Genomic DNA, 21944 nt, shown 5'->3' on the forward strand with positions numbered 1-21944 from the left:
AGACAAGGACGTCCGTGGGCACCGCAGCGTTGCAGCCGGTGCCGGTCCGCCCGGCGCCATCGTTCACCCGGGCAGGGACAGGCGTACGCGCAGGCCGCCGAGCGGGCTCGCTTCCAGCACCTGGCGGCCGCCGTAGGTCTCGGCGATGTCGGCGGTGATGGCCAGCCCAAGGCCCGAGCCTTCGACGGTCTCGTCGAACCGGCGGCCGCGGCGCGTGGCCTGGGCGATCTGGGCCGGCGTCAGGCCGTTGCCGTCGTCGTCGATCGTCACCCGCAAGCCGCCGGCCGCGTCGTCGGCCTCGGCGGTGACCTCGATACGGGACCGTGCCCACTTGCCGGCATTGTCGAGCAGGTTGCCGAGCATCTCGTCCAGATCGGTGGGTTCGCCGCGCCAGTGCAGATCCGTGGGCACACGCAGGCGCCAGTCCAGGCCGCGATCGGCGTGCAGGCGCCGCATCAGCTCGATCAGCGCGCCGATGCGCGCGGCCACCGGGATCCGGCGCCGGTCGCCAGCGCCGCTGCCGGCGCGCGCCAGATGGCGGTCGATCAGCTGGGTCATCGTCCGCACCTCGGCCGCGAGGCGCGTATCGCCCGCCGCGGTGTCGGTGGCGATCAACGCCAGCGGCTTCTTCAGCGCGTGCGCCAGGTCGGCGGCATGGCTGCGCGCCCGCGCGGTCACGCGCGCGTTGCGTTCCAGCACGGCATCGAGTTCGTGGGCCAGCGGGTCCAGGTCCGGGCCGAAGCCGGCGCCGACGCGCTCGGCGTGGCCGGTCTGGACCGCCGTGACCGCCTCGCGCAGCCGCCTGAGCGGATGCAGGCCGAGCCGCACCTGGACCAGGGTGGCCAGTGCCAGCGCGACCAGGAGGCCGGCCAGGGTACCGGCCAGCAGCCGGTCCAGGCCGCGCCGCTCGCGATCGATCTCCTCGGCCGGGCCGAACACGTACAGCGTGCCCTGCACCGCGTCGAAACGCAGCGGCCGGGCCAGGCCGAGCAGCGGCTCGCCGCGCGGCCCGGCCACGCGCAGCAGGCCGCCGGCCGGTGGCGGGGTGGGCAGGTCGGCGTCCCAGAGCGAGCGCGAATGCAGCCGCTGGTCGGCGTAGGCCAGTTGCCAGTACCAGCCGGAGAAGATCCGGCCGAAGTCGTCGGCAGCCCGCGGCTCCTCGTGGACGATCCGACCGCCGCCGGCCGCGTGCAGGCGTGCGGCGATGCGGTCGGCATGCTCGGCCAGGCGCTGTTCGAAGCCGCGCAGCAGGATCGCGTGCATGTTCGCGCGCAGCAGCCAGCCGCCGATACCGGCGACCAGCAGGGCGGCCAGGAGGCCGAGCAGCAGCAGCCGCGCACCGAGGCCGGGGCGCTTCATCCGCGCGCGCGGTCGTCCGCGCTGAGGCGAAAGCCCAGCCCGCGCTCGGTGCGGATCAGCGGCCGGCCGAGCTTGCGCCGGATGCGGCCGATCAGGACGTCTACGGTGTTGGAATCGGGCTCCAGGTCGCGGGCGTAGACGTGCTCGCCGATCTCGCTGCGACTGACGACCTGGTCCGGCCGGTGCATCAGGTACGCCAGGATGCGCTGTTCCTGCGCGGTGAACGCCAGCGTGCGTCCGTCGAGCGCGAAGCGCGAGGTGACCGTGTCGAACTCCAGCGTGCCGACCCGCAGTACCGGATCGGCGTGGCCGCGTGCGCGGCGCACCAGCGCGCGCAGGCGCAGCACGATTTCCTCCAGCTGCAGCGGCTTGGTCAGGTAGTCGTCGGCTCCGGCGCCGAAGCCGGCCAGCTTGTCGCTCCAGCGGCCGCGCGCGGTCAGGATCAGCACCGGCAGGTCGCGGCCCTGCTCACGCCAGTGATGCAGCACCGAGATGCCGTCCTGGCCCGGCAGGCCGAGGTCGAGCACGGCCGCATCGTAGTCTTCCGTGCAGCCGAGGAAGGCCGCCTGGCGGCCGTCGGTGGCGATTTCCACCAGCAGGCCCGCCGCCTGCAGCACCTCGCGCAGGCGCTCGGCCAGCGCCGCGTCGTCCTCGACCAGCAGTACCCGCATCAGTCCGCTTCGCCTTCGTGCAGGATCACGCCGGTGACGGCGTCGATGCGCAGCTCCAGCGTGCGGCCGTCGGCGTCGCGGATGTCGATCTCGTAGTAGCGGCGGCCGGCGCGGTCGCGTTCCAGCTCGACCTCGACCACCGTGCCGGGATGGCTCGCACGCAGCTGGTCGAGGATGTCGGGCAGCGGCCGGAGGGGTTCGCCGGCCGGGTGGCCGTGGCTGCCGTCGTCGAGCGGCTGGCCGCTGCGGGCGTCGATGACCAGCTCCAGCGTGCGGCCGTCGGCGGTCAGCAGCTCGACCTCGTACACGGCACGGTCCTCGCGGTCGCGTTCCAGCTCGACGTCGACGATCTGCCCGGGATGGTCGGCCAGCACCGCGCGCAGGATCTGCGACAACGGCAGCAGCGCATCGACGCCGACGGTCTCCGGCTCGATGAGGGCGCCGGTGGCGGCATCGACGCTGACCTCGATCTTGCGGCCGTCGGCATCGAGCAGCTCGATGTCGTAGACGCGCCGGCCGTCGCGCGCGCGGTCGATCTCGACGTCGAGGATGCGGCCCGGATAGCGGGCCTGCACGGTGGCCAGGATCTCGGCCAGCGGCCGGATCTCGCCGGCCTCGACGGCGCGGCGCACGGCATCGTGCTCACCGGCGTGCGCCGGGACGAAGGCATACAGGGCAATCAGCAGGAGGGGGCGCAGCATGCGCGGATGCTCCGGATGCGGGCGTAAATGCATCGTGAACGATACCGTCAAAACCGGTTTAGGCCCACGACGCGATCGTGCGTCGGCCGGCGATCGGCCGGAAATCATCGGAACTCTCCCCATGCATGCCATCAAGCCCCTTCTGCTCGCGCTGGCGCTGGCCGGCGCCACCGCGCTCCCTGCCGCGGCCGCCGAGGCACCGGCCGAAGGACCGGTCACCGGCGGCGCGCCCGACGCGCTCCTGCGTTTCGACGAGGCCGGCTACTTCGCGGTCTACGACCTGACGCTCGCGCACGGCTACTGGACCGCCGAGGCGACCTCCGCCGCCGGCGCGCGGGTCGACCTGGTGCTGGACGCCGCCACCGGTGCATTGCACGCGACGGGCGGCACCGGCGCCGCCGCGCCGCTGACGGCCGCCACGGTGCGCCAGCGGCTGGAAGCGGCCGGCTACAGCGCCATCCGGGACCTCGAGTTCGACGACGGCTTCTGGGAGGCCGATGCGCGCAATCCCGCCGGGCGGCGCGTCGAGCTGCGCATCCACGGCTGGACGGGCGCGATCGTCGAGGAGCGTGTCGAAGGCGGCCCGGTGGCCGGTGGGCTGAGCGCCGCCCAGATCCTCGAACGCCTGGCGGCCGCGGGCTACCGCAACATCCGCAACCTGGAATTCGACGACGGCTACTGGGAAGCGGACGCCACCAATGCGGCCGGTGTGCGGGTCGAGCTGCGGATCGATCCGGTGACCGGCGAGGTCGTGCACGAGGAACGCGACTAGGCAGCCGGCGGGCCGGCCGCGAGGCCGGCCCGTCCGTGTGCACGACATTCAGCCGCGCGTGCGCAGCTGCCTGGCCAGAGCGTGCGTGCGCGTGACGCAGGTCAGGGCCGAGCCGGCGGCGATCACCGCCGCGGCAGCGAGCAGGGCGTAGCGCGTGTCGCCGGCCAGGCTCTCCAGCGCGCCGGCGAGGCAGGCCACGGTCAGCACCGCCATCCGGTGCGGCTTGGCCATCGGGCCGCGGAAATCCTGCGCCAGCCCGAGGCTGCCGCCGGTGGTGCGGATGTAGGCGGTGAGGGCCGCCAGCAGCGCGCCGAGCCAGCCGAGCCAGGGCATCAGCGCGGCGTGGCCCAGCGCCACGATCAGCAGCGAGTCGGCGATGCGGTCGGGAAATTCGTTGTAGAGCGCGCCCAGTGGCGAGGACTTGCCGCCTTCGATCGCCACCATGCCGTCGAGCAGGTTGCACAGCAGCCGCAGCTGCACGCAGAGCGCGCACAGCACCAGGCCGGGCGGTGTCGGCCATGCCAGCAGCAGGGCCGCGCCGGCGGCGGCGAAGGCGATGCTCGCGACGGAGATCTGGTTCGGCGTGATCGCGCTGCGCGCCAGTGCGGTACTCAGCGCCCGGGCCCAGCGGCTGCCGCGCGAAGCCAGCGGCCTGCGGTTGGTGGTGTCGTTCATGGTGCCGATCCTAGCCGACCGCGGCCGGTCCCGGCGTGCCGCCGGTACCGCCGGCACGGGCGACCAACGGCACAGGCCGGTGGCCCCGGCGGCTGCCATGCTCGGCCGATCGGCAGCCGCGGGTGCGGCCGCCGCCCCATCGTGACCAGTTGGAGATCGAGATGAGAGCGAACACCGTGCGAGGGTGGACGACGGCGTGGCTGCTGGCCTGGACCCTGGGCGCCGCGGCGCAGGACGGCACGGCGCCGCAGCGCTACGCGCTGCCGGCCCCGGAGCTGCAGGCCATCGTCGATGCGGCGCGACCGCCGCAGCTGTTCCTGGGCCCGCAACGCGACCTGGCCGCCCTGATGCAGGTGCCGTCGCTGCCGGGCATCGACGTGGTGGCGCAGCCGGAGCTCAAGCTCGCCGGCTTGCGCATCAATCCGCGTGCCTATGCGCAGAGCCGGTTCTCGTTCGGCGCCGACCTGTGGCTGCTCGACGTCGGCACGCGCAAGGAGATCCGTCTGGCCGGCCTGCCGGCCCCGCTGGGAATCGTCGGGGTGCAGTGGTCGCCGGACCAGCGCCACCTGGCGTTCAACCGGGTCGATGCCGCGACCGGCGCCAACGAGCTGTGGCTGGTCGACGTGCCGGCGCGCGCCGCCCGGCGGCTCGCCAGTGGGCTCAACACGGTGGCCGGCCGCGGCTACACCTGGCTGCCCGACAGCAGCGGCCTGCTCGTGCACCTGCAGCCGGAGGGGCAGGGCGCGGCGCCCGCACCGGACACCACGCCGGTCGGCCCGGCCGTGCAGGAGACCGCGACCGGCAGCGGCGTCAAGCAGATCCGCACCTACCAGGACCTGCTGCGCAACGAAGGTGACGCGCGCGTGTTCGAGCACTACCTGCGCTCGCAGCTGGCACGCGTCGACCTGGCCGGACGCGTCGAGCGACTCGGCGCGCCGGCGTTGTGGCTGTCGGCATCGCCGTCGCCGGACGGCCGCTACGTGCTCGCCCAGCGCGCGGAGCGACCGTTCTCGTACCTCGTTCCGGTGAACAGCTTCCCGCGCCGTATCGAGGTGCTCGGCCGCGACGGCGCACTCGTCCATGCGGTCGCCGCCCTGCCGCTGGTCGAGGGCCTGCCGGTCGGCAACGACGCCGTGCGCGAGGGCGTGCGCTCGATCGACTGGCGCAGCGATGCGCCGGCGACCCTGGTCTGGGCCGAGGCCCGGGACGGCGGCGATCCCGCACGCGAGGCCGAGGTCCGTGACGATGTCCTGATGCAGGCCGCCCCGTTCGACCGTGCGCCGGTCGTGCTGGCGCGGCTGGGCCTGCGCTACGGCGGTGCCACCTGGGGCGACGGCCAGCTCGCGCTGATCGACGAGTACTGGTGGAAGAGCCGGGCGATCCGGCAATGGCGCGTCGCGCCCGATGCGCCCGACACCGCGCCGCGCCTGCTGCGCGAAGGTTCGTTCGAGGACCGCTACAACGATCCGGGCACGCCGGTGACGGTCGCCGATGCCGCCGGCAACCCGCGCCTGCTGCTGGCCGAGGGCGGTCGCGCGCTGTTCCTGATCGGCGACGGCGCCTCGCCCGAAGGCGACCGTCCGTTCGTCGATCGCCTGGACCTGGACGATGGCCGCAAGACCCGCTTGTTCCATTCGCAGGCGCCGTACTACGAGCGGCCGCAGGCCCTGCTCGACGCGCGTGGCGAGCGGCTGCTTGTCACGCGCGAGTCGCCGACCGAACCGGCCAACTACATGATCCGCAGCGGCCGCCGCGCGCCGGTGGCGCTGACGCATTTCGCGCACCCGACGCCGCAGTTGAAGAACGTCAGGAAGGAGCAGATCCGCTACGCACGCAAGGACGGCGTGGACCTCACCGGAACGCTGTACCTGCCGCCGGGCTACGACGCGCGTCGCGACGGTCCGCTGCCGCTGCTGATGTGGGCCTATCCGCAGGAGTTCAAATCGGCCAGTGCGGCCGGCCAGGTCACCGATTCGCCGTACCGCTTCAACTTCATCAGCTACTGGGGTCCGCAGGCATTCCTGGCGCGTGGCTATGCCGTGCTGGACGATCCGTCGATGCCGATCGTCGGCGAGGGCGATGCCGAGCCCAACGACACCTACATCCCGCAGCTGATCGCCGGTGCCCAGGCGGCGATCGACGAGGTGGTCCGCCGTGGCGTGGCCGACCGCGACCGGATCGCGATCGGCGGCCATTCCTACGGCGCCTTCATGACCGCCAACCTGCTCGCGCATACGCGGCTGTTCCGCGCCGGCATCGCCCGCAGCGGTGCCTACAACCGCAGCCTGACGCCGTTCGGCTTCCAGGCCGAGGAGCGCAGCTACTGGCAGGCGCAGCCGGTCTACCAGGCGATGTCGCCGTTCAACTACGCCGACCGGATCAAGGATCCGCTGCTGCTGATCCACGGCGAGCAGGACAACAACCCCGGCACCTTCCCGGTCCAGAGCGAGCGCCTGTTCGCGGCGATCAAGGGGCTCGGCGGCACCGCGCGGTTGGTGATGCTGCCCAACGAGAGCCACGGCTACCGCGCCCGCGAATCGGTCCTGCACATGCTGGCGGAGACCGACCGCTGGCTCGAGCGCTACGTCAAGAACGCCGCGCCGCGCGGGGCAGGGGCTTCGCCGTAGCGCGGCGCAGCAGCAGAGGTTCTCGTCCGTTTGCGAGATCATTCTGCTCGTGCCGCTGCTCTTGCTGTGGCTCCTGCTCGGGCTTTTGGCTTTTGTAGCCCTAAAGCAAGCCGAGCAGGAGGGCGATGAGGCCGCAGAGGCGCCCCGTGTTTGAGCGAAGCGAGTTGAGGCGCCGTGCCTCGTCGCCCGAGAAGTGCAGGGAACCGATCCGGCGCAGCCGGATCGGCTTGCGCCGGGCGAGAGGGCTTTTGGTTCCTTTTGGCCCGTCAAAAAATGTCCGGGAGACATTTTTGACATCGCGTCAGCGATGGCCCGGAGGGCGGCGGCCAGGGATGGCTGCCGCAAAAAGGGACTCGGCCGCGCAGCGGACGAAAGCTCTTGATGTTGCTGTTGCTCTTTTCTGTGCCAGCAATCCTCACCAGATAACCACGGCAGAAGATCAGAGCAACAGCTTCCGCACGCTGCGCGCGCGGGTCACTTTTGCAGCCCGCCATCCATGGCGGCCGCCCTTCGGGCCGTCGCTGCGCGACGTCAAGAATTTCTCCTGGAAATTCTTTGTCTTGGCAAAAGTAACCAAAACCGTCGTCGCCGGCGCGAGCCGGCACGGCTGCGCCGCGCCGGTCCCCTGCGCTTCTCGGCCGGCCAGGCACGGCGCCCCAACTCGCTTCGCTCAGACACGGGGCAGCTCTGCGGCCTGGCCGACCTGCGATGCTCGGCTCGCTTTAGGCGCCAGCAGCGAGAGCGAAAGCGACAGCCACAGCCACAGCCACAGCCACAGCCACAGCCACAGCGAGGGCGGACCTCGACTAGAACCAAAAAAACGGGGCGCCGAGGCGCCCCGTTTTCATTGCGACGATGTCGCCGCGAAGCGTTACTTGATCTTCGCGTCGGCGCGCAGCGCCTCGGCCCGGTCGGTCTTTTCCCACGAGAACGCCGTGAACCGCTCGCCGTTGGCCAGCGTGACCTCGTGCGGCGTGCGGCCGAAATGGCCGTAGCTGGCGGTCGCCTGGTACATCGGATGGACCAGGTCGAGCATCTTGATGATGCCGTACGGACGCAGGTCGAAATGCTTGCGGATCAGCTTCTCGATCTTGTGGTCCTCGATCCGGCCGGTGCCGAAGGTGGTCACCGAGATCGAGGTCGGCTCGGCCACGCCGATCGCATAGCTCACCTGGACCTCGCAGCGGTCGGCGATGCCGGCGGCGACGATGTTCTTGGCGACGTAGCGCGCCGCATAGGCGGCCGAGCGGTCGACCTTGGACGGGTCCTTGCCGGAGAACGCGCCGCCGCCGTGGCGGGCCCAGCCGCCGTAGGTGTCGACGATGATCTTGCGGCCGGTCAGGCCGCAGTCGCCGACCGGACCGCCGATCACGAACTTGCCGGTGGGATTGATGTGGTACTTGGTGCCCTTGTGCAGCCACTTGGCCGGCAGCACCGGCTTGAGGATCGTCTCGCGGACGGCCTCGACCAGGTCCTTCTGCCTGACCGACGGATCGTGCTGGGTCGACAGGACCACCGCGTCGATCGCGACCGCCTTGCCGTCCTCGTAGCGGAGCGTGACCTGGGACTTGGCGTCCGGGCGCAGCCACGGCAGCGGCGAGTTCTTCTTCTTGCGGACCTTGGCCTGCTGCTCGACGAGGCGATGCGAGTAGTAGATCGCCGCCGGCATGTAGTCCTTGGTCTCGTTGGTCGCGTAGCCGAACATCAGGCCCTGGTCGCCGGCACCCTGTTCCTCGGGCTTCTTGCGGTCCACGCCCTGGTTGATGTCGGGGGACTGCTTGCCGATCAGGTTCAGCACGCCGCAGGTCTCGCCGTCGAAGCCGACCTGCGAGCTGTCGTAGCCGATGTCGAGGATGACCTTGCGGGCCAGGGCCTCCAGGTCGATCCAGGCGCTGGTGGTGACCTCGCCGGCGACGATCGCCACGCCGGTCTTCACCAGGGTTTCGCAGGCAACGCGGGCACGCTTGTCCTGGGTCAGGATGGCGTCGAGGACGGCGTCGGAGATCTGGTCGGCGACCTTGTCCGGATGGCCCTCGGACACCGATTCTGACGTGAACAGGTAGCTGCTCATTGCGGCAAATATCCCTCTATACGGATGAATGGATGTAGATGGGGTGCGGATGATACACACGTGGGCCCCGGTTTGCAGAGGGGCTTGCGCCGTCCGGCTGGGCGGCGCTGGGGATACTCGCACGGTTCCGCGGCCGCGCGCATGACCGTCCGGCCCGCGCCGGCCGGGGTTTCGCGCCGGCGTGGAGCACCGGCCGCGCGTTCGTCCGCGGTGCTGTCCCCGGCCGGACGGCGCCACTATGATCCAGGGGCCGGCGTCCCCGGAGGGGATATGCCGGCAGGGGGACCGACTTGATACACCATTCCGCATAGCTGGAGATCATTGCCGATGAAACGAACGCCCGGCGCTCTGCGCCCTTTGTCCTTGCTGATCGCCTTGGCCTGCGCCGCAACCGCGCAGGCGCAGGCCGTGCCACAGACGCCGCCGACGGACCTCACCCGCGGCGTCGTTGCACCGGAAGTTCCGCTCGACGGCACGGACGGCCAGTACCTGAGCGACGGAGCCGCGCTGTCGATCCATACGCCGCGCTACACCGCGCAGCGCGCCGCGCCCGAGCAGATGGCGCGGGAATACCTGGCCGCGCGCCACGGCGCGCTCGGCCTGCAGCGTGCGGAGCTGGACGACCTGGTCGTGCACGAGGTCCGGCTGGGCGATGACTTCTCGGTGGTGCGCTTCAACCAGACCCTGCAGGGCCTGCCGGTATACGACAGCTGGCTCGCGGTCAGCGTCACGCCCGCCGGCAAGGTGATCTTCGTCGCCAACGGCACCCAGCGCGGCCTGCAGCCGGTCGACATCGTCGCGCGGCGCAGCGAGGCCGATGCCGTGACCACGGCGCGCCAGTACCTGGGCCTGCCGGCCGATGCGCGCATCGTGTTCGAGGATACGCGGCCGGTGGTGTTCCGTTCGCCGACGGGGACGCACCGGGTCTGGCAGACGACGCTCCAGGCCGACGGTGTGCGCGGTGCCTGGGAGGTGCTGGTCGACGCCCGGACCGGCGAGATCCTGCGCGCCGAGGACACCAATGCCTACGCCGACGGCACTGCGATGGTGTTCTATCCCGATCCGCTCTCGTCCACGCGCAGCACCTACAACAGCCCCGGCTACACCGACGGCAACGATGCCGACACGGCGCAGCTGACGGCTGCGCGGCAGGCGGTGACGCTGCGCGACATCACCTTCAGCGGCGGCGTCTACAGCCTGTCCGGCACCTACGCCCAATGCCTGGACTGGGCCTCGCCGTCGAACAGCGACTGCGTGACGCAGGCCTCGAGCAATTTCGACTTCACGCGCAATAACAACGCCTTCGAGGGCGTCAACACGTACTACCACATCGACACCTACATGCGGTACGTCAACCAGACGCTCGGCGTGACCGCGGTGCCCAATCCGTCCAACACGGCCGTCGTCTACGATCCGCACGGTGCCGGTGGTGCCGACAACTCCAGCTACACGCCGGGCAGCCGCCGGCTGCAGTTCGGCGAAGGCGGCGTGGACGATGCCGAGGACGCCGACGTGATCGTCCACGAGCTCGGACACGGCCTGCATCACTGGCTGGCCGGCACGATCTCGCAGACGCAGGGCCTGTCCGAGGGCGTCGGCGACTATTTCGCGCATGCCTACAGCGCGGATTTCCCGGGCCAGTGGACGCCGGCCGATCCGCAGTACTACTGGATGTTCAGCTGGGACGGCCACAACTCGTTCTGGGCCGGCCGCGTCGTCAACTGGCAGCTCAACCACACCTATCCGGGTAACCTCGGCAGCGGCATCCACGCGCAGGGCCAGTACTGGGCCTCGTGCAACTTCTATGCGCGCGAGCTGATCGGCGGGCAGGCGATGGACCGGGCGCATGCGCGCGGCCTGTCGATGACCACCGGCAGCAGCGTCAACCAGAAGACGGCCGCCCAGGCGGTCATCAACGCCGCCGCCGCGATGGGCTACAGCCAGGGGCAGATCAACCAGATCGGCTTCGCGTTCAATTCCGGCAACGCCGCCGGCGCACGCGGCTGCACCTACGACGTCACGGTGCCGACGGTGACCGACGAGATCTACGCCAACGGCTTCGACTAGCCGGTCGTCGAGAACGGGCAGTCCTGTCCGTTCTCGACTCGCGTGGCCGCGGCAAGGCCGCGCTGCCGTCTGCGCGGGTCGGCGGTTTGCGCCCTCGGCCCGCGAGTGATCCGTCCCCGGATCGCATTGGCGAGGTGTTCCTCGTCCAGCCTTCCGGCCGCCGCCCGCGCGCAATGCGCGGGCGATGCCTGCCGGGGAACTTCGGAGCGGGATAGGGCAGCGGGTGGCGCCCGCTCAGCCCCAGCCGTGGGATTCGAGCCCGTGGCGCGCCGGCCGGGCCCGCAGGAATTCGAGGCAGGCATCCTGGGTCAGCGGCCAGGACAGCCAGTGGCCCTGCACCTCGTCGCAGCCCTGTTCGCGCAGGTACTCGATCTGCTCGGCCGATTCGACGCCTTCGGCGACGACGTTGAGCCCCAGTGAATGGGCCATGTTGATGATCGTGGCGGTAATCGCCTCGTCGTCGGGATCGGTGGTGATGTCGCCCACGAAGGCCTTGTCGATCTTCAGCGTGTCGATCGGCAGGCGCTTGAGGTAGGCCAGCGACGAGTAGCCGGTGCCGAAGTCGTCGATCGCCAGCGTCACGCCGACGGTCTTGAGCTGGCGCAGCGTGGTGATCGACTGCTCGGCATTGGCCATGACCATGCTCTCGGTCAGCTCCAGCTCGAAGCGGTTGGGCGCCACGTCGAACTCGGCCAGGATGTCGCACAGGCGCTGCGGCAGCTCGCCGCGCAGCAGCTGCAGCACCGAGACGTTGACCGACATGCCGATGTCCTCGACACCGGCGTCGCGCCAGCGCGTGAGCTGCGCGCAGGCCTCGCGCAGCACCCATTCGCCGACCTCGACGATCATGCCGGTCTCCTCGGCGATCGGGATGAACTCCGACGGCGAGATCAGGCCCAGTTCCTCGCTGTTCCAGCGCAGCAGCGCCTCGACGCCGGTGATGCGGTCGTCGAGCAGCGACAGTTTGGGCTGGTAGAGCAGGTGCAGCTCGCCGCGGTCGATCGCCTTGCGCAGCGCGCCGACCAGGGTCGCGCGCATGCGCGTGGAGGCGTCCATCGCCTCGGTGTAGAACATGTAGGTGTTGCGGCCGCGCTCCTTGGACTGGTACATCGCCGTGTCGGCGTACTTGAGCAGGTCCACCGAGAACTGCCCGTGATCCGGGTAGAGGCTGATGCCGATCGACGGCGAGATGATGACGTCCTGGCCGTTGCCCAGCTCCAGCGGCTGGCTGAAGGCCGAGATGATCTTCTGCGCGACGCGCTCGGCCTCGTGGAAATCGACGATGTCCAGCACGACCGTGAACTCGTCGCCGCCGTGGCGCGCGACCGTGTCGCTCTCGCGCACGATGCGGCGCAGCCGCGCGCCGGCGGCCTTCAGCAGGCGGTCGCCGGCGGCATGGCCCATCGAGTCGTTGACGTGCTTGAAGCGGTCCAGGTCCAGGAACAGCACCGCGACCTTGCGGCCGCTGCGGCGCGAGCGGACGATCGCGTGCGCCAGCCGCTCGGACAGCAGCGACCGGTTCGGCAGGCCGGTCAGCATGTCGTAGTTGGCCAGGTACCGCAGCTCCTGCTCCGAGCGCTTGCGGTCGGTGATGTCGGTCAGCACGCCGACGTAGTGCGTGCGCACGCCGTCGGCGTCGCAGACCTCGCTCAGCTGCAGCAGGCAGAGGAACTCGCTGCCGTCCTTGCGGCGCTGCCACAGCTCGCCGTTCCAGTGGCCGGTGCGCGCCTGCGTCGCGCGCAGTTCCTCGAAGAACTCGGCGGTGTGCTGGCTGCAGTCCAGGATCGAGGTGGGCCGGTCGACCACTTCTTCCTCGCGCCAGCCGGTCATCTGCGTGAAGGCCGGATTGACCGAGACGAAGCGCGACTCCAGGTCGGTCACCACCACCGCCTCGCTCATGCTGCGGATCACCTCCAGCGCGATGCGGCGCTCGCGGTCGGCCGCGCGCGAGCCGGTGATGTCGCGCGCGGTGCCGCACAGCCGCAGCGGCCGGCCGGCCGCGTCGCGCTCGACGACCTTGCCGCGCGCCATGACCCAGATCCATTCGCCGTTGCGCCGGCGCAGGCGGTGCTCCGATTCGTAGATCTCGGTCTCGCCCTCCAGGTGTGCCCGGACCCGTTCGCGCACGCCCTGCAGGTCGTCCGGATGGACCGCCTGCTGCTGCCATTCGTCGATCGGGATCTCGTCCTGCCGGTTGCCGGTCATCAATTGCCGGCTGCCGAAGCGGACCAGCACATTGCGCGGGATGTTCCAGTCCCAGAACTCGTCGCCCGAGCCCCACAGCACCATGCGCAGGCGGTCTTCCCGCTCCTGCAATTCGCGGTGGTGGTGGCGTATCGCGGCGTTGCGGCTGGCGCGCAGCAGCAGCGCCAGGCCGATCAGGCCGGCCGCGGTCAGCGCGTAGATCAGCTTGGCGGTGTCGCCGGCCCACCAGGGCGCGTCGACGACGAGATCGACGCCGGCCTGCGGCGCCTCGCGGCTGCCCGGCCGCTGCGCCGCCCGTACGCGGAACCGGTAGCGTCCCGGATCGAGGTTGGCGTAGATCGCCTCGGGCTGGTCGCCGGCGTCGATCCAGGCGGTGTCGAAACCCTCCAGCATGTAGCTCAGCCGGTTCGACTCGGGCGCGGCGAAATCCAGTGCGGCGAACGAGAAATGCACCATGCCGTCGCTGTGGTCCATGTGGATCGGGCCGGGCCCGATCGTGTCCAGCCGCGGTTGCGTGCCGATCCTGACGCCGGTCACGACGACCGGCGCGTTGAACCGGCCGGAGGTGATCTTCGAAGGCTGGAACAGGTTGAACCCGCGCAGGCCGCCGAACGCCATGCGTCCGTCGCGCAGCCGCAGAGCCGCGCCGCCGTTGAACTCCAGGTCCTGCAGGCCGTCGCCGAGCGCGGTGGTGTGGAAGGTGCCGCTGGCCCGGTCGTACCAGGCCAGTCCGCGGTTGGTGCTGAGCCAGAGCCGCCCGAGCGCGTCTTCCAGCACGGCATAGACGGTGTCGTCCGGCAGGCCGTCGGCCTGCGACCAGCGCGTGAAGCGCGCCGACTCACCGCTCAGCGTGTCGAGGCGGTTGAGCCCGCCGTGCGTGCCGATCCACAGCGTGCCGTCGCCGTCTTCCAGGATCGTGCGCACGATGTTGTTCGACAGCGAGCGCGGATCGCCGGCCGCGTAGCGGAACGTGCGGACCCGGCCGCTGCGCGGATCGATCATCCGCAGGCCGTTGAGCGTGCCGGCCCAGATCCGGCCCTGGCTGTCCTCGTGCAGCGTGAACACGCTGTTGCGGGCATGCGGTGCGGCCGGATTGTCCGGATCGGCGAAAGCCTGCCAGTTGCCCTCGGCCGGGTCGCCGCGCATCAGGCTGCCCGAACGCGTGCCGTACCACACCTGGCCGTCGCGGGCGCGCAGCACCGACAGGACGTCCACCGGCGCGTTCTTGCGCCGGCCGTCCGAACTGAGCGCCACCGGCGTCACCACGGCCGATGCCGGGTCGAACAGGCTCAGTCCGAACTCGCTGGCCACCAGGAGCCGTCCGTCGCCCGCCGCTGCGAGCCGGTTGATCCGCAGGCGCGGGGCGCCCGGCCGCAGGACGTCCAGCAGCGGCTTGGCGAAATAGGCGAAGCGCCCGGTCTCCGGGTCGAACCGCTTGAGCCCGTCGCCTTCGGTCCCGATCCACAGGTGGCCTTCGGGATCCTCCAGGAATGCGCGGATGTTGTTGGTCGGGGCGAACTCGCGGCTGTCGTCCAGATCGGCGATGTACGGGAACGACGCACCTTCCGGATTGAGGCGGACCAGTCCGCGCGCGCGCGTGCCGATCCACAGCAGGCCCGCGCGATCGCGCATCAGCGTGCGGATCGTCGCGTCGGGCAGGTAGCCGGGCAGGTTGTGGTTGGGCGCGAGCAGGCGCGAGGTGCCGGATTTCGGATCATGGACGACCAGGCCCTGGCCGGCGCTCGCCAGCCACAGCCGGCCGAAGGCGTCTTCGCTGATCGCCCGCACGGGACCGCCGTCGCGGCTCGACCAGGCGACCTGTGCCGGGCCCTGCGCCGGCAGCTGCAGCAAGCCGGCGGTGGTCCCGGCATACAGCGTGCCGGTCGCGCTCTCGTGGAAGGTATGGGCGGCGGCGCGGCTGCCGGCCAGCGGTTCGAGTTCCGAGGCGCCGGGCGGCAGGCGCCAGAGGCCGGCCGAGGTCGCCACCCAGAGCGTGCCGTCGCGGGCGACGTGCAAGGCGGCGATGTCGGCTGGTACGGCGTCGACCTGCGGCGAGGCCACCCGCCGCAGCGTGGCGCCGTCGCGCGTGGCCACCGCGCGCAGCCCCGAGTCGTCGGCCACCCACAGCACCTGCTCGCCTTCCAGCGCCAGGGCCTGCACGTTCAGCGCGCGCAGGCTCGGCTCGATCCCCGCCGGGGACTGCCAGAAGCCATCGATCGCCGGGTCCAGCCGCACCAGCCCGTGCGCGAGCAGGCCGGCCCACAGGCGGCCGTCGCCGTCCAGCGCCAGGGACGTGACGACGACGCCGGCGAGGTCCGGCTGGCCCGGCTGGCGGCCACCGAAGCGCACGAAATGGCGGCCGTCGTAGCGGTAGAGTCCCGATTCGCTGCCGACCCACAGGTAACCGGTACGGTCCTGGGCGATGGCGTGCACGGTGCTCTGGCCGAGCCCCTGTTCGCGCACGACGCTTTCGAACACGTAGTCGCGCTGCGTGGCCGCGGCCGGCACGGCGCCGAGCAGGGCGCACGCTGCTGCCAGCAGCATGCGCAGCGCCCGCGATCGTGGATTGCCTGTCGGCCGCATGCTGGTGATGTCTCCCCGGAACCGTCCGTCGCCTCGAAGCCCGTATCCCGGGCCAAGTCCGTGCCGGGTCGACCGCTGTCGCCGCCTGCGTGCCGATCGGCGCGGGCTGCGTCCTCGACCGGAGTGTAGGCAATCGCCTGTTCGGTGACCATGGGGACCGTCGCGGTGGGTACGGCGGGCGATGCTAAGATTCGGCCTTCTTCCGCCGGCGCGTGTGCCATGACCGATCCTGCCCCCAGCCTGGCCGAACTGGACAGCGCGCTGCGCGACGCCAGCAGCGGCATCGGCGCCGGCGAACTGCACGGTTCGCTGACCGGCTACCTGTGCGCCGGTGGCAGTGCCGGCGCGCGCGACTGGCTGCGCGCGCTGGAACTGGACGATCCGGGCACGCTGCCGGACCGGCTCGCCGGCCTTCTCTACGAGGATTGCCGCCGCCAGCTGGACGATCCGGACTTCGGCTTCCAGCCGCTGCTGCCCGGTGACGACGCGCCACTGGCCGAGCGCGCCGAAGCCCTGGTCGCCTGGTGCCGCGGCTTTCTCGGCGGTGCCGGTCTGGCCGGCATCGGCGGCCGCCCGCTGAGCGAGGATGCCGACGAGATCCTGCGCGATTTCGCCGGCATCGCCGCCTCGCGCTTCGACGTCGACGGCGACGAAGAGGACGAGGCCGCGCTGGCCGAGATCCAGGAGTTCGTGCGGATCGGCGTGCTGCTGCTGCAGCGCGAGCTGTCCAGCGCGGCGATGCCGCGCTCGAGCCGGCTGCACTAGGCCCGGTTGCGCCAGAGCGTGGCATGGATATCCAGACGCGTGCGAAAACCCCAGAGCGTGGTGATCCGGCAGGGCGCGCCCCGGCCGGCAGGAACGGACCGATGATCGACCGCAGCGAGTACCGCCGCCGCCGCCGGCAGCTGATGCGCATGGCCGGACGCGACGCGATCGTGATCGTGCCGGCGGCGCCCGAGCGCGTGCGCAACAACGACGCCCACTACCCGTACCGCCAGGACAGCGACTTCCAGTACCTGACCGGCTTCGGCGAGCCGGAGGCCGTGCTGGCGCTGATCCCCGGGCGCGAACAGGGCGAGACGATCCTGTTCAACCGGCCGCGCGACCCGGAGCGCGAGCGCTGGGACGGCCGCCGTTCCGGCCAGGAAGGCGCCGTCGCCGACTACGGCATGGACGATGCGTTCCCGATCGAGGACATCGACGACATCCTGCCCGGCATGATCGAGGGGCGGTCGCGCGTCTACTACCATTTCGGCCGCGACACCGAGTTCGACCTCAAGCTGATCGGCTGGGTCAACCGCGTGCGCGCGCAGATCCGCCAGGGGGCCCGGCCGCCGCACGAGATCGTCGCGCTGTCGCACCTGCTGCACGACCTGCGCCTGTACAAGTCGCGCGACGAGCTGCGCGTGATGCGCAGGTCCGCGCGCATCGCCGCCGATGCGCACGTGCGCGCGATGCAGGTCACGCGGCCGGGCATGAACGAGCACGAGGTCGAGGCCGAGCTGCTGCACGCGTTCCGCCGCCGCGGCGCGGTGCCGAGCTACGAGCCGATCGTCGGCGGCGGCGACAATGCCTGCGTGCTGCACTACCGCGCCAACAACGCGCCGCTGCACGACGGCGACCTGCTGCTGATCGACGCCGGCGCCGAGTACCAGTGCTACGCGTCGGACATCACGCGCACGTTCCCGGTCAACGGCCGCTTCTCGCCGGAGCAGCGCGCGCTCTACGAGATCGTCCTGGCCGCCCAGGCGGCGGCGATCGACGAGGTCCGCCCGGGCCGTTCGTTCATCGCCTACCACGAGGCCGCGGTGCGGGTCATCACCGAAGGGCTGCTGCGGCTGGGCCTGCTCAAGGGCGGCCTGGAGCGCAACCTGCGCGAAGAGACCTACCGCCGCTACTACATGCACAAGACCGGGCACTGGCTCGGCCTGGACGTCCACGACGTCGGCGACTACCGCGTCGACGGCGAGTACCGCGTGCTGGAGCCGGGGATGGTCGTGACGGTCGAGCCGGGCCTGTACGTCGCCGCCGACCTGGCCGGCGTGCCGGCGCGCTGGCGCGGCATCGGCATCCGCATCGAGGACGACGTGGTCGTCACGCGCGACGCGCCGGAGGTCATCACCGCCGACGTTCCCCGCGATCCGGATGCGATCGAGGCGCTGATGGCCGGCCGCTAAGGCCCGCGCGGGGCCGGTTCCGGCCCCGGCGCGACCGTTCCGCGGCAGCCGGCCGCAGCCCCGGCCGCCGGCCGGCAGCGCCTGGCGATCTGGCCTATAATCCGCGGCCTTCTTCAATCCGCCCGGTGGCTGTGCCGCCGCGGCATCCTTCTAGGTTTCGCGGAGCACTCCATGAGTATCGAGCAGCTTGAGATCATTGCCCAGCAGATGGTCGCGCCGGGCAAGGGCATCATCGCCATCGACGAATCGAACAACACGATCAAGAAGCGCTTCGACGGCGTCGGCGTGCCGAACACCGAGGAGAACCGCCGCGCCTACCGCGAGATGCTGCTGACGACGCCGGGCCTGTCCGACCACATCTCCGGCGCGATCCTGTACGACGAGACGATCCGCCAGTCGACCAAGGCCGGCGTGCCGTTCACCAAGCTGATGCTCGACGCCGGCATCCTGCCCGGCATCAAGGTCGACAAGGGCCCGTTCCCGCTGGCCGGCTACCCGGGCGAGCTGGTCACGGAAGGCCTGGACGGCCTGCGCGACCGCCTGGCCGAGTACGCCAGGCTCGGTGCGAAGTTCGCCAAGTGGCGCGCCGTCATCACGATCGCCGACGATGCGCCGAGCGGTACCTGCATCGAGGCCAACTGCCATGCGCTGGCGCGCTATGCGGCGCTGTGCCAGGAAGCGGGCATCGTGCCGATGGTCGAGCCGGAGGTGCTGATGGACGGCGCCCACGACATCGACGTCTGCTACGAGGTCACCGAGGCGACCCTGCGCAGCCTGTTCAGCTCGCTCTACGAGCACAACGTCCTGCTCGAAGGCACGATCCTCAAGGCCAGCATGGTCATCGCCGGCAAGGATTCCCCGGACCAGGCCGATACCGACGAGGTGGCCGAGGCCACCGTGCGCTGCCTGCGCGCAAGCGTCCCGGCCTCGCTGCCCGGCATCGTGTTCCTCTCCGGCGGCCAGAGCGACGAGGCCGCCACCGCGCACCTCAACGCGATGAACCAGATCGGTCCGCATCCGTGGCCGCTGTCCTTCAGCTACGGCCGCGCGATGCAGCAGGCCGCGCTCAAGCTGTGGGCGCAGGACATGGCGAAGAACTTCGCCGATGCGCAGAAGACCGTCGCCCAGCGGGCCCGCGAGAACGGCCTCGCCGCGCTCGGCCAGTGGAAGAAGGGCGCCTGACCGGACGCCTCACTCGATCGGTTCGCGAACGGGCGCTGCGGCGCCCGTTCGTTTTTCCGGCTCCGGCGCGCGCTTGTCCTCCACGCGCCGCTCGGCGGCCGCCATGCCCAGGTCCGCCAGCGTCTTGAGCGCGGTGAACAGCACCAAGGCACCGGCGCTGGTGCTGCCGGCACCGGCGAGGATCGCCAGGTGCATCGGCACCACGCGCAGGTACGGCATGAACATCAGCATCCCGAGGTTCGGGCGGCCGCGTGCGTCGCGCGCCAGCACCGCGCGCTGGTCGGCGATCTGGCCGATCGCGAAGGCCGCGCCGCCGACCAGCACCCAGCGCCACTCGCCCGCCGGCACCGGTGCCTTGTCGAGCAGGAAGATCAGATAGCCGGCGTGGAAGAAGCCGTAGTGGAGCGCGAAGAATCCCGCGGTACTGCGCTTGCCGGCGTCGGTCTCCGGCACCGGCTGGCCGCCCGAGCGCAGGCCCTGCGTGCTGAACCGGCGCAGGTTCAGCATGCGATGGACGTTGAGGGCGCCGATCACCACGCTCTGCAGCCAGAACGGCCACATCAGCATCGCCACCGGCCAGTCGTGCCAGAGCGCCATCCCCAGCACCAGGACGTTCGAGCCGAGCAGGGCGAGATACTCGCGCCGGGGCGGGGCGGCAGGGGCGGCGGTGCGCGTCATCGGCGGCTCGCTCGTCGCGGGGACGACCGAAGGGTATACGATGGACCCACCCCCGTCAGCGAGATGCCCGGCATGGCCTCACCGATCGGCAATACCCGCCTGGCCGTCCTGATCGACGCCGACAACGCGCAGCCGGGCATCGTCGAGGGCCTGCTGGCCGAGGTGGCCAAGTACGGCATCGCCCACGTCAAGCGCAGCTACGGCGACTGGACCGGGCCGCAGCTCAAGGGCTGGAAGGACGCGCTGCTGACCCATTCGATCCAGCCGATCCAGCAGTTCCGCTACACCACCGGCAAGAACGCCACCGACTCGGCGCTGATCATCGACGCGATGGACCTGTTGTACTCGGACCGTCTCGACGGCTTCTGCCTGGTATCGAGCGACAGCGACTTCACGCGGCTGGCCGCGCGCATCCGCGAGTCCGGGCTGATCGTCTACGGCTTCGGCGAGAAGAAGACGCCCGAGCCCTTCGTCGCCGCCTGCGACAAGTTCATCTACACCGAGATCCTGGTCGGCAAGGAAGACGACGGCGTGGCGATCGCGCCGCGCAGCGACCGCGAGCTCAAGCAGGACAAGCGTCTGCTGAACCTGCTGCGCAACGCCGCCGACGCCGCCTCCGACGATACCGGCTGGGCCAACCTCGGTGCCGTCGGCAGCACGATCGCCAAGCAGGCGCCGGAATTCGATTCGCGCAACTACGGCTATCGCAAGCTGCGCGACCTGGTCCAGGCGACGCGCCTGTTCGAGATCGAGGAGCGCCCGATCGGGGGCGGGCAGGCCAAGGCGGTCTACGTCCGCATCGCCCGCAAGCGCTGATACGGCGCGTCCCGGGCCGCCTCCGGCGCGGCACCGTCTTTACGTTGCATTGCATCCGGGTCCGGCGGTGCGCGCCTGGGCAAGGGCATAATGGCGCGGTCGCTCCGGTCCGGGATGACCTCTGGCGCACAAGGCGGTCACGTCGATCGGTTAGGCTCGCGCCCGGCCGCGTTTCCGCCTTGGCTGCCGTCTCCCCCCTCGCTTGCGCATCGCCGATGAACCGACCCCACCGTCCCCGTTCCCCGTTCCGCCCTGGCCGCGGCCGTCGCGCGTGCAGCGGGAGCGCTTGAGCGTGCGCCCGGGAATCGTCCTCGGCCTGCTGGCCGCCACCGCGCTCGTCGCACTCGGCGGCTGCCGCACCGGCGACGGTGCGCCGGCGGGCACGGCGCCGCCGCCGGCGGTCAGGGTCACCACGGCGGTGCTGCAACCGCAGGCCTGGACCGACACCATCGAGGCGCTCGGTACCGCCAAGGCGAACGAATCGGTGACGCTGACCGCGAAGATCACCGAGACGGTGCGCAAGGTCAATTTCAACGACGGCCAGGACGTGGCCGCCGGCGACGTGCTGGTCGAACTGACCTCGGGCCAGCAGGTGGCTGCGCTCGCCGAGGCACAGGCGACCTCGCGCGACGCCACCCGGCAGTTCGAGCGCCAGCAGGACCTGGTGCGCCAGGGGACGGTCTCGCGCGCGGTGTTCGACACTGCCCAGGCCACGCGCGATTCCAACAGCGCGCGCGTCAACGCGTTGCGCGCGCAGCTGGCCGACCGCGTCGTCACCGCGCCGTTCGCCGGCGTCCTGGGCCTGCGCCAAGTCAGCCCCGGCGCCCTGGTGCGGCCCGGCGACATCATCACCACGCTGGACGACATCTCGGTCATCAAGCTCGATTTCTCGCTGCCGGAAGTGCACCTGGCCGCCGTGGCGGCGGGGCAGTCGGTGGTCGCCCGCAGCCCGGCCTTCCCGGGGCGCAGTTTCGAGGGAACGGTGGTCTCGCTCGACTCGCGGATCGATCCGGTCACCCGTGCGTTCCAGGTGCGCGCCACGATTCCCAATCCCGATCGCGCGCTGCGCGGCGGCATGCTGCTGACGGTCGGCATCCTGCGCCCGCAGCGCGAGGTGCTGGTCGTTCCCGAGATCGCGCTGGTCCAGGTCGGCACCGAGGCCTCGGTGTTCCGTGTCGGCGCCGACCAGCGCGTGGCGCAGGTCAAGGTCGTGCCCGGCGCGCGCCGGCGTGGCACCGTCGAGATCCGCGAGGGCCTGGCCACCGGCGACCGCATCGTCGTCGACGGCACGGTCAAGCTGCGCGACGGTGTGCAGGTCGCCGAGGCGGCGGCCACCGCCGGAGCCGAGCCGGGATGAGCG

General features: G+C 71.0%; 15 protein-coding genes. 8 read left to right on the forward strand and 7 right to left on the reverse strand.

Features of this window, described 5'->3' with window-relative positions; all coding sequences use genetic code 11:
* Positions 1 to 63 precede the first annotated feature (63 nt).
* The 3 genes from I596_RS04950 to I596_RS18420 are packed head-to-tail and all read right to left on the reverse strand — an operon-like array spanning position 64 to position 2731.
* Entirely contained in the window at positions 64 to 1359 is a 1296-nt protein-coding gene (locus I596_RS04950; protein WP_067645010.1) for a sensor histidine kinase, read from the reverse strand.
* Entirely contained in the window at positions 1356 to 2030 is a 675-nt protein-coding gene (locus tag I596_RS04955) for a response regulator transcription factor (protein WP_067645013.1), read from the reverse strand. Before I596_RS04955 ends, I596_RS04950 begins: the two co-directional genes overlap by 4 nt.
* Positions 2030 to 2731, reverse strand: a complete 702-nt coding sequence (locus I596_RS18420; protein WP_067645016.1) for a PepSY domain-containing protein — start codon at positions 2729 to 2731, stop codon at positions 2030 to 2032. Before I596_RS18420 ends, I596_RS04955 begins: the two co-directional genes overlap by 1 nt.
* A gap of 121 nt (positions 2732 to 2852) precedes the next feature.
* On the opposite strand from I596_RS18420, the gene I596_RS04965 reads away from it, so the two are divergent.
* Positions 2853 to 3503 (forward strand): PepSY domain-containing protein, encoded by a 651-nt coding sequence (locus I596_RS04965; RefSeq protein ID WP_067645019.1) that lies wholly within the window; start codon positions 2853 to 2855, stop codon positions 3501 to 3503.
* Between the two features lie 48 nt (positions 3504 to 3551).
* On the opposite strand, the gene I596_RS04970 is transcribed toward I596_RS04965, so the two are convergent.
* Positions 3552 to 4178: a CDP-alcohol phosphatidyltransferase family protein gene (locus I596_RS04970; protein WP_067645022.1), complete on the reverse strand. Its 627-nt coding sequence runs from the start codon at positions 4176 to 4178 to the stop codon at positions 3552 to 3554.
* Between the two features lie 161 nt (positions 4179 to 4339).
* Here I596_RS04970 and I596_RS04975 point away from each other — a divergent pair, with 161 nt between their 5' ends.
* On the forward strand, positions 4340 to 6805 hold the full coding sequence (locus I596_RS04975) for a S9 family peptidase (protein WP_083965741.1): 2466 nt from the start codon (positions 4340 to 4342) through the stop codon (positions 6803 to 6805).
* 871 nt (positions 6806 to 7676) lie between these two features.
* On the opposite strand, the gene metK is transcribed toward I596_RS04975, so the two are convergent.
* The gene (gene metK / locus I596_RS04980; RefSeq protein ID WP_067645025.1) at positions 7677 to 8876 is read right to left on the reverse strand and encodes a methionine adenosyltransferase; all 1200 of its coding nucleotides are present in this window, start codon (positions 8874 to 8876) and stop codon (positions 7677 to 7679) included.
* 327 nt (positions 8877 to 9203) lie between these two features.
* Between metK and I596_RS04985 the strand changes: the two genes are divergently transcribed.
* Positions 9204 to 10943: a PepSY domain-containing protein gene (locus I596_RS04985; RefSeq protein WP_067645029.1), complete on the forward strand. Its 1740-nt coding sequence runs from the start codon at positions 9204 to 9206 to the stop codon at positions 10941 to 10943.
* A gap of 234 nt (positions 10944 to 11177) precedes the next feature.
* On the opposite strand, the gene I596_RS04990 is transcribed toward I596_RS04985, so the two are convergent.
* Complete coding sequence (locus I596_RS04990; RefSeq protein WP_067645032.1) at positions 11178 to 15692, reverse strand: EAL domain-containing protein; 4515 nt, start codon at positions 15690 to 15692, stop codon at positions 11178 to 11180.
* 258 nt (positions 15693 to 15950) lie between these two features.
* Between I596_RS04990 and I596_RS04995 the strand changes: the two genes are divergently transcribed.
* The 3 genes from I596_RS04995 to I596_RS05005 all read left to right on the forward strand — a co-directional run bounded on the left by I596_RS04995 (position 15951) and on the right by I596_RS05005 (position 19090).
* Positions 15951 to 16496, forward strand: a complete 546-nt coding sequence (locus tag I596_RS04995) for a UPF0149 family protein (RefSeq protein WP_067645035.1) — start codon at positions 15951 to 15953, stop codon at positions 16494 to 16496.
* Between the two features lie 101 nt (positions 16497 to 16597).
* Positions 16598 to 17908 (forward strand): Xaa-Pro aminopeptidase, encoded by a 1311-nt coding sequence (gene pepP / locus I596_RS05000; protein ID WP_067645038.1) that lies wholly within the window; start codon positions 16598 to 16600, stop codon positions 17906 to 17908.
* A gap of 171 nt (positions 17909 to 18079) precedes the next feature.
* Positions 18080 to 19090, forward strand: coding sequence for a class I fructose-bisphosphate aldolase (locus tag I596_RS05005; RefSeq protein ID WP_067645041.1), 1011 nt, complete (start codon positions 18080 to 18082; stop codon positions 19088 to 19090).
* Positions 19091 to 19099: 9 nt separating this feature from the next.
* On the opposite strand, the gene I596_RS05010 is transcribed toward I596_RS05005, so the two are convergent.
* Positions 19100 to 19768: a DUF6498-containing protein gene (locus I596_RS05010; RefSeq protein WP_067645044.1), complete on the reverse strand. Its 669-nt coding sequence runs from the start codon at positions 19766 to 19768 to the stop codon at positions 19100 to 19102.
* A gap of 72 nt (positions 19769 to 19840) precedes the next feature.
* On the opposite strand from I596_RS05010, the gene I596_RS05015 reads away from it, so the two are divergent.
* Positions 19841 to 20584, forward strand: coding sequence for an NYN domain-containing protein (locus I596_RS05015; protein ID WP_067651471.1), 744 nt, complete (start codon positions 19841 to 19843; stop codon positions 20582 to 20584).
* 292 nt (positions 20585 to 20876) lie between these two features.
* Positions 20877 to 21941, forward strand: coding sequence for an efflux RND transporter periplasmic adaptor subunit (locus I596_RS05020; protein ID WP_223303919.1), 1065 nt, complete (start codon positions 20877 to 20879; stop codon positions 21939 to 21941).
* Positions 21942 to 21944: the final 3 nt, after the last annotated feature.

Origin of the sequence: Dokdonella koreensis DS-123 (genome assembly GCF_001632775.1) — a bacterium.
Lineage (GTDB): Bacteria > Pseudomonadota > Gammaproteobacteria > Xanthomonadales > Rhodanobacteraceae > Dokdonella > Dokdonella koreensis.

Excerpts from the sequence above, each read along its gene's own strand:
- I596_RS04970 (WP_067645022.1), bottom strand. The coding sequence starts at position 4,178 with ATGAACGACACCACCAACCGCAGGCCGCTGGCTTCGCGCGGCAGCCGC.
- metK (WP_067645025.1), bottom strand. The coding sequence starts at position 8,876 with ATGAGCAGCTACCTGTTCACGTCAGAATCGGTGTCCGAGGGCCATCCG.
- I596_RS04995 (WP_067645035.1), top strand. The coding sequence starts at position 15,951 with ATGACCGATCCTGCCCCCAGCCTGGCCGAACTGGACAGCGCGCTGCGC.
- I596_RS04990 (WP_067645032.1), bottom strand. The coding sequence starts at position 15,692 with ATGCTGCTGGCAGCAGCGTGCGCCCTGCTCGGCGCCGTGCCGGCCGCG.
- I596_RS18420 (WP_067645016.1), bottom strand. The coding sequence starts at position 2,731 with ATGCTGCGCCCCCTCCTGCTGATTGCCCTGTATGCCTTCGTCCCGGCG.
- I596_RS04965 (WP_067645019.1), top strand. The coding sequence starts at position 2,853 with ATGCATGCCATCAAGCCCCTTCTGCTCGCGCTGGCGCTGGCCGGCGCC.
- I596_RS04955 (WP_067645013.1), bottom strand. The coding sequence starts at position 2,030 with ATGCGGGTACTGCTGGTCGAGGACGACGCGGCGCTGGCCGAGCGCCTG.
- I596_RS05015 (WP_067651471.1), top strand. The coding sequence starts at position 19,841 with ATGGCCTCACCGATCGGCAATACCCGCCTGGCCGTCCTGATCGACGCC.
- I596_RS05010 (WP_067645044.1), bottom strand. The coding sequence starts at position 19,768 with ATGACGCGCACCGCCGCCCCTGCCGCCCCGCCCCGGCGCGAGTATCTC.
- pepP (WP_067645038.1), top strand. The coding sequence starts at position 16,598 with ATGATCGACCGCAGCGAGTACCGCCGCCGCCGCCGGCAGCTGATGCGC.
- I596_RS04975 (WP_083965741.1), top strand. The coding sequence starts at position 4,340 with ATGAGAGCGAACACCGTGCGAGGGTGGACGACGGCGTGGCTGCTGGCC.
- I596_RS04950 (WP_067645010.1), bottom strand. The coding sequence starts at position 1,359 with ATGAAGCGCCCCGGCCTCGGTGCGCGGCTGCTGCTGCTCGGCCTCCTG.
- I596_RS05005 (WP_067645041.1), top strand. The coding sequence starts at position 18,080 with ATGAGTATCGAGCAGCTTGAGATCATTGCCCAGCAGATGGTCGCGCCG.
- I596_RS04985 (WP_067645029.1), top strand. The coding sequence starts at position 9,204 with ATGAAACGAACGCCCGGCGCTCTGCGCCCTTTGTCCTTGCTGATCGCC.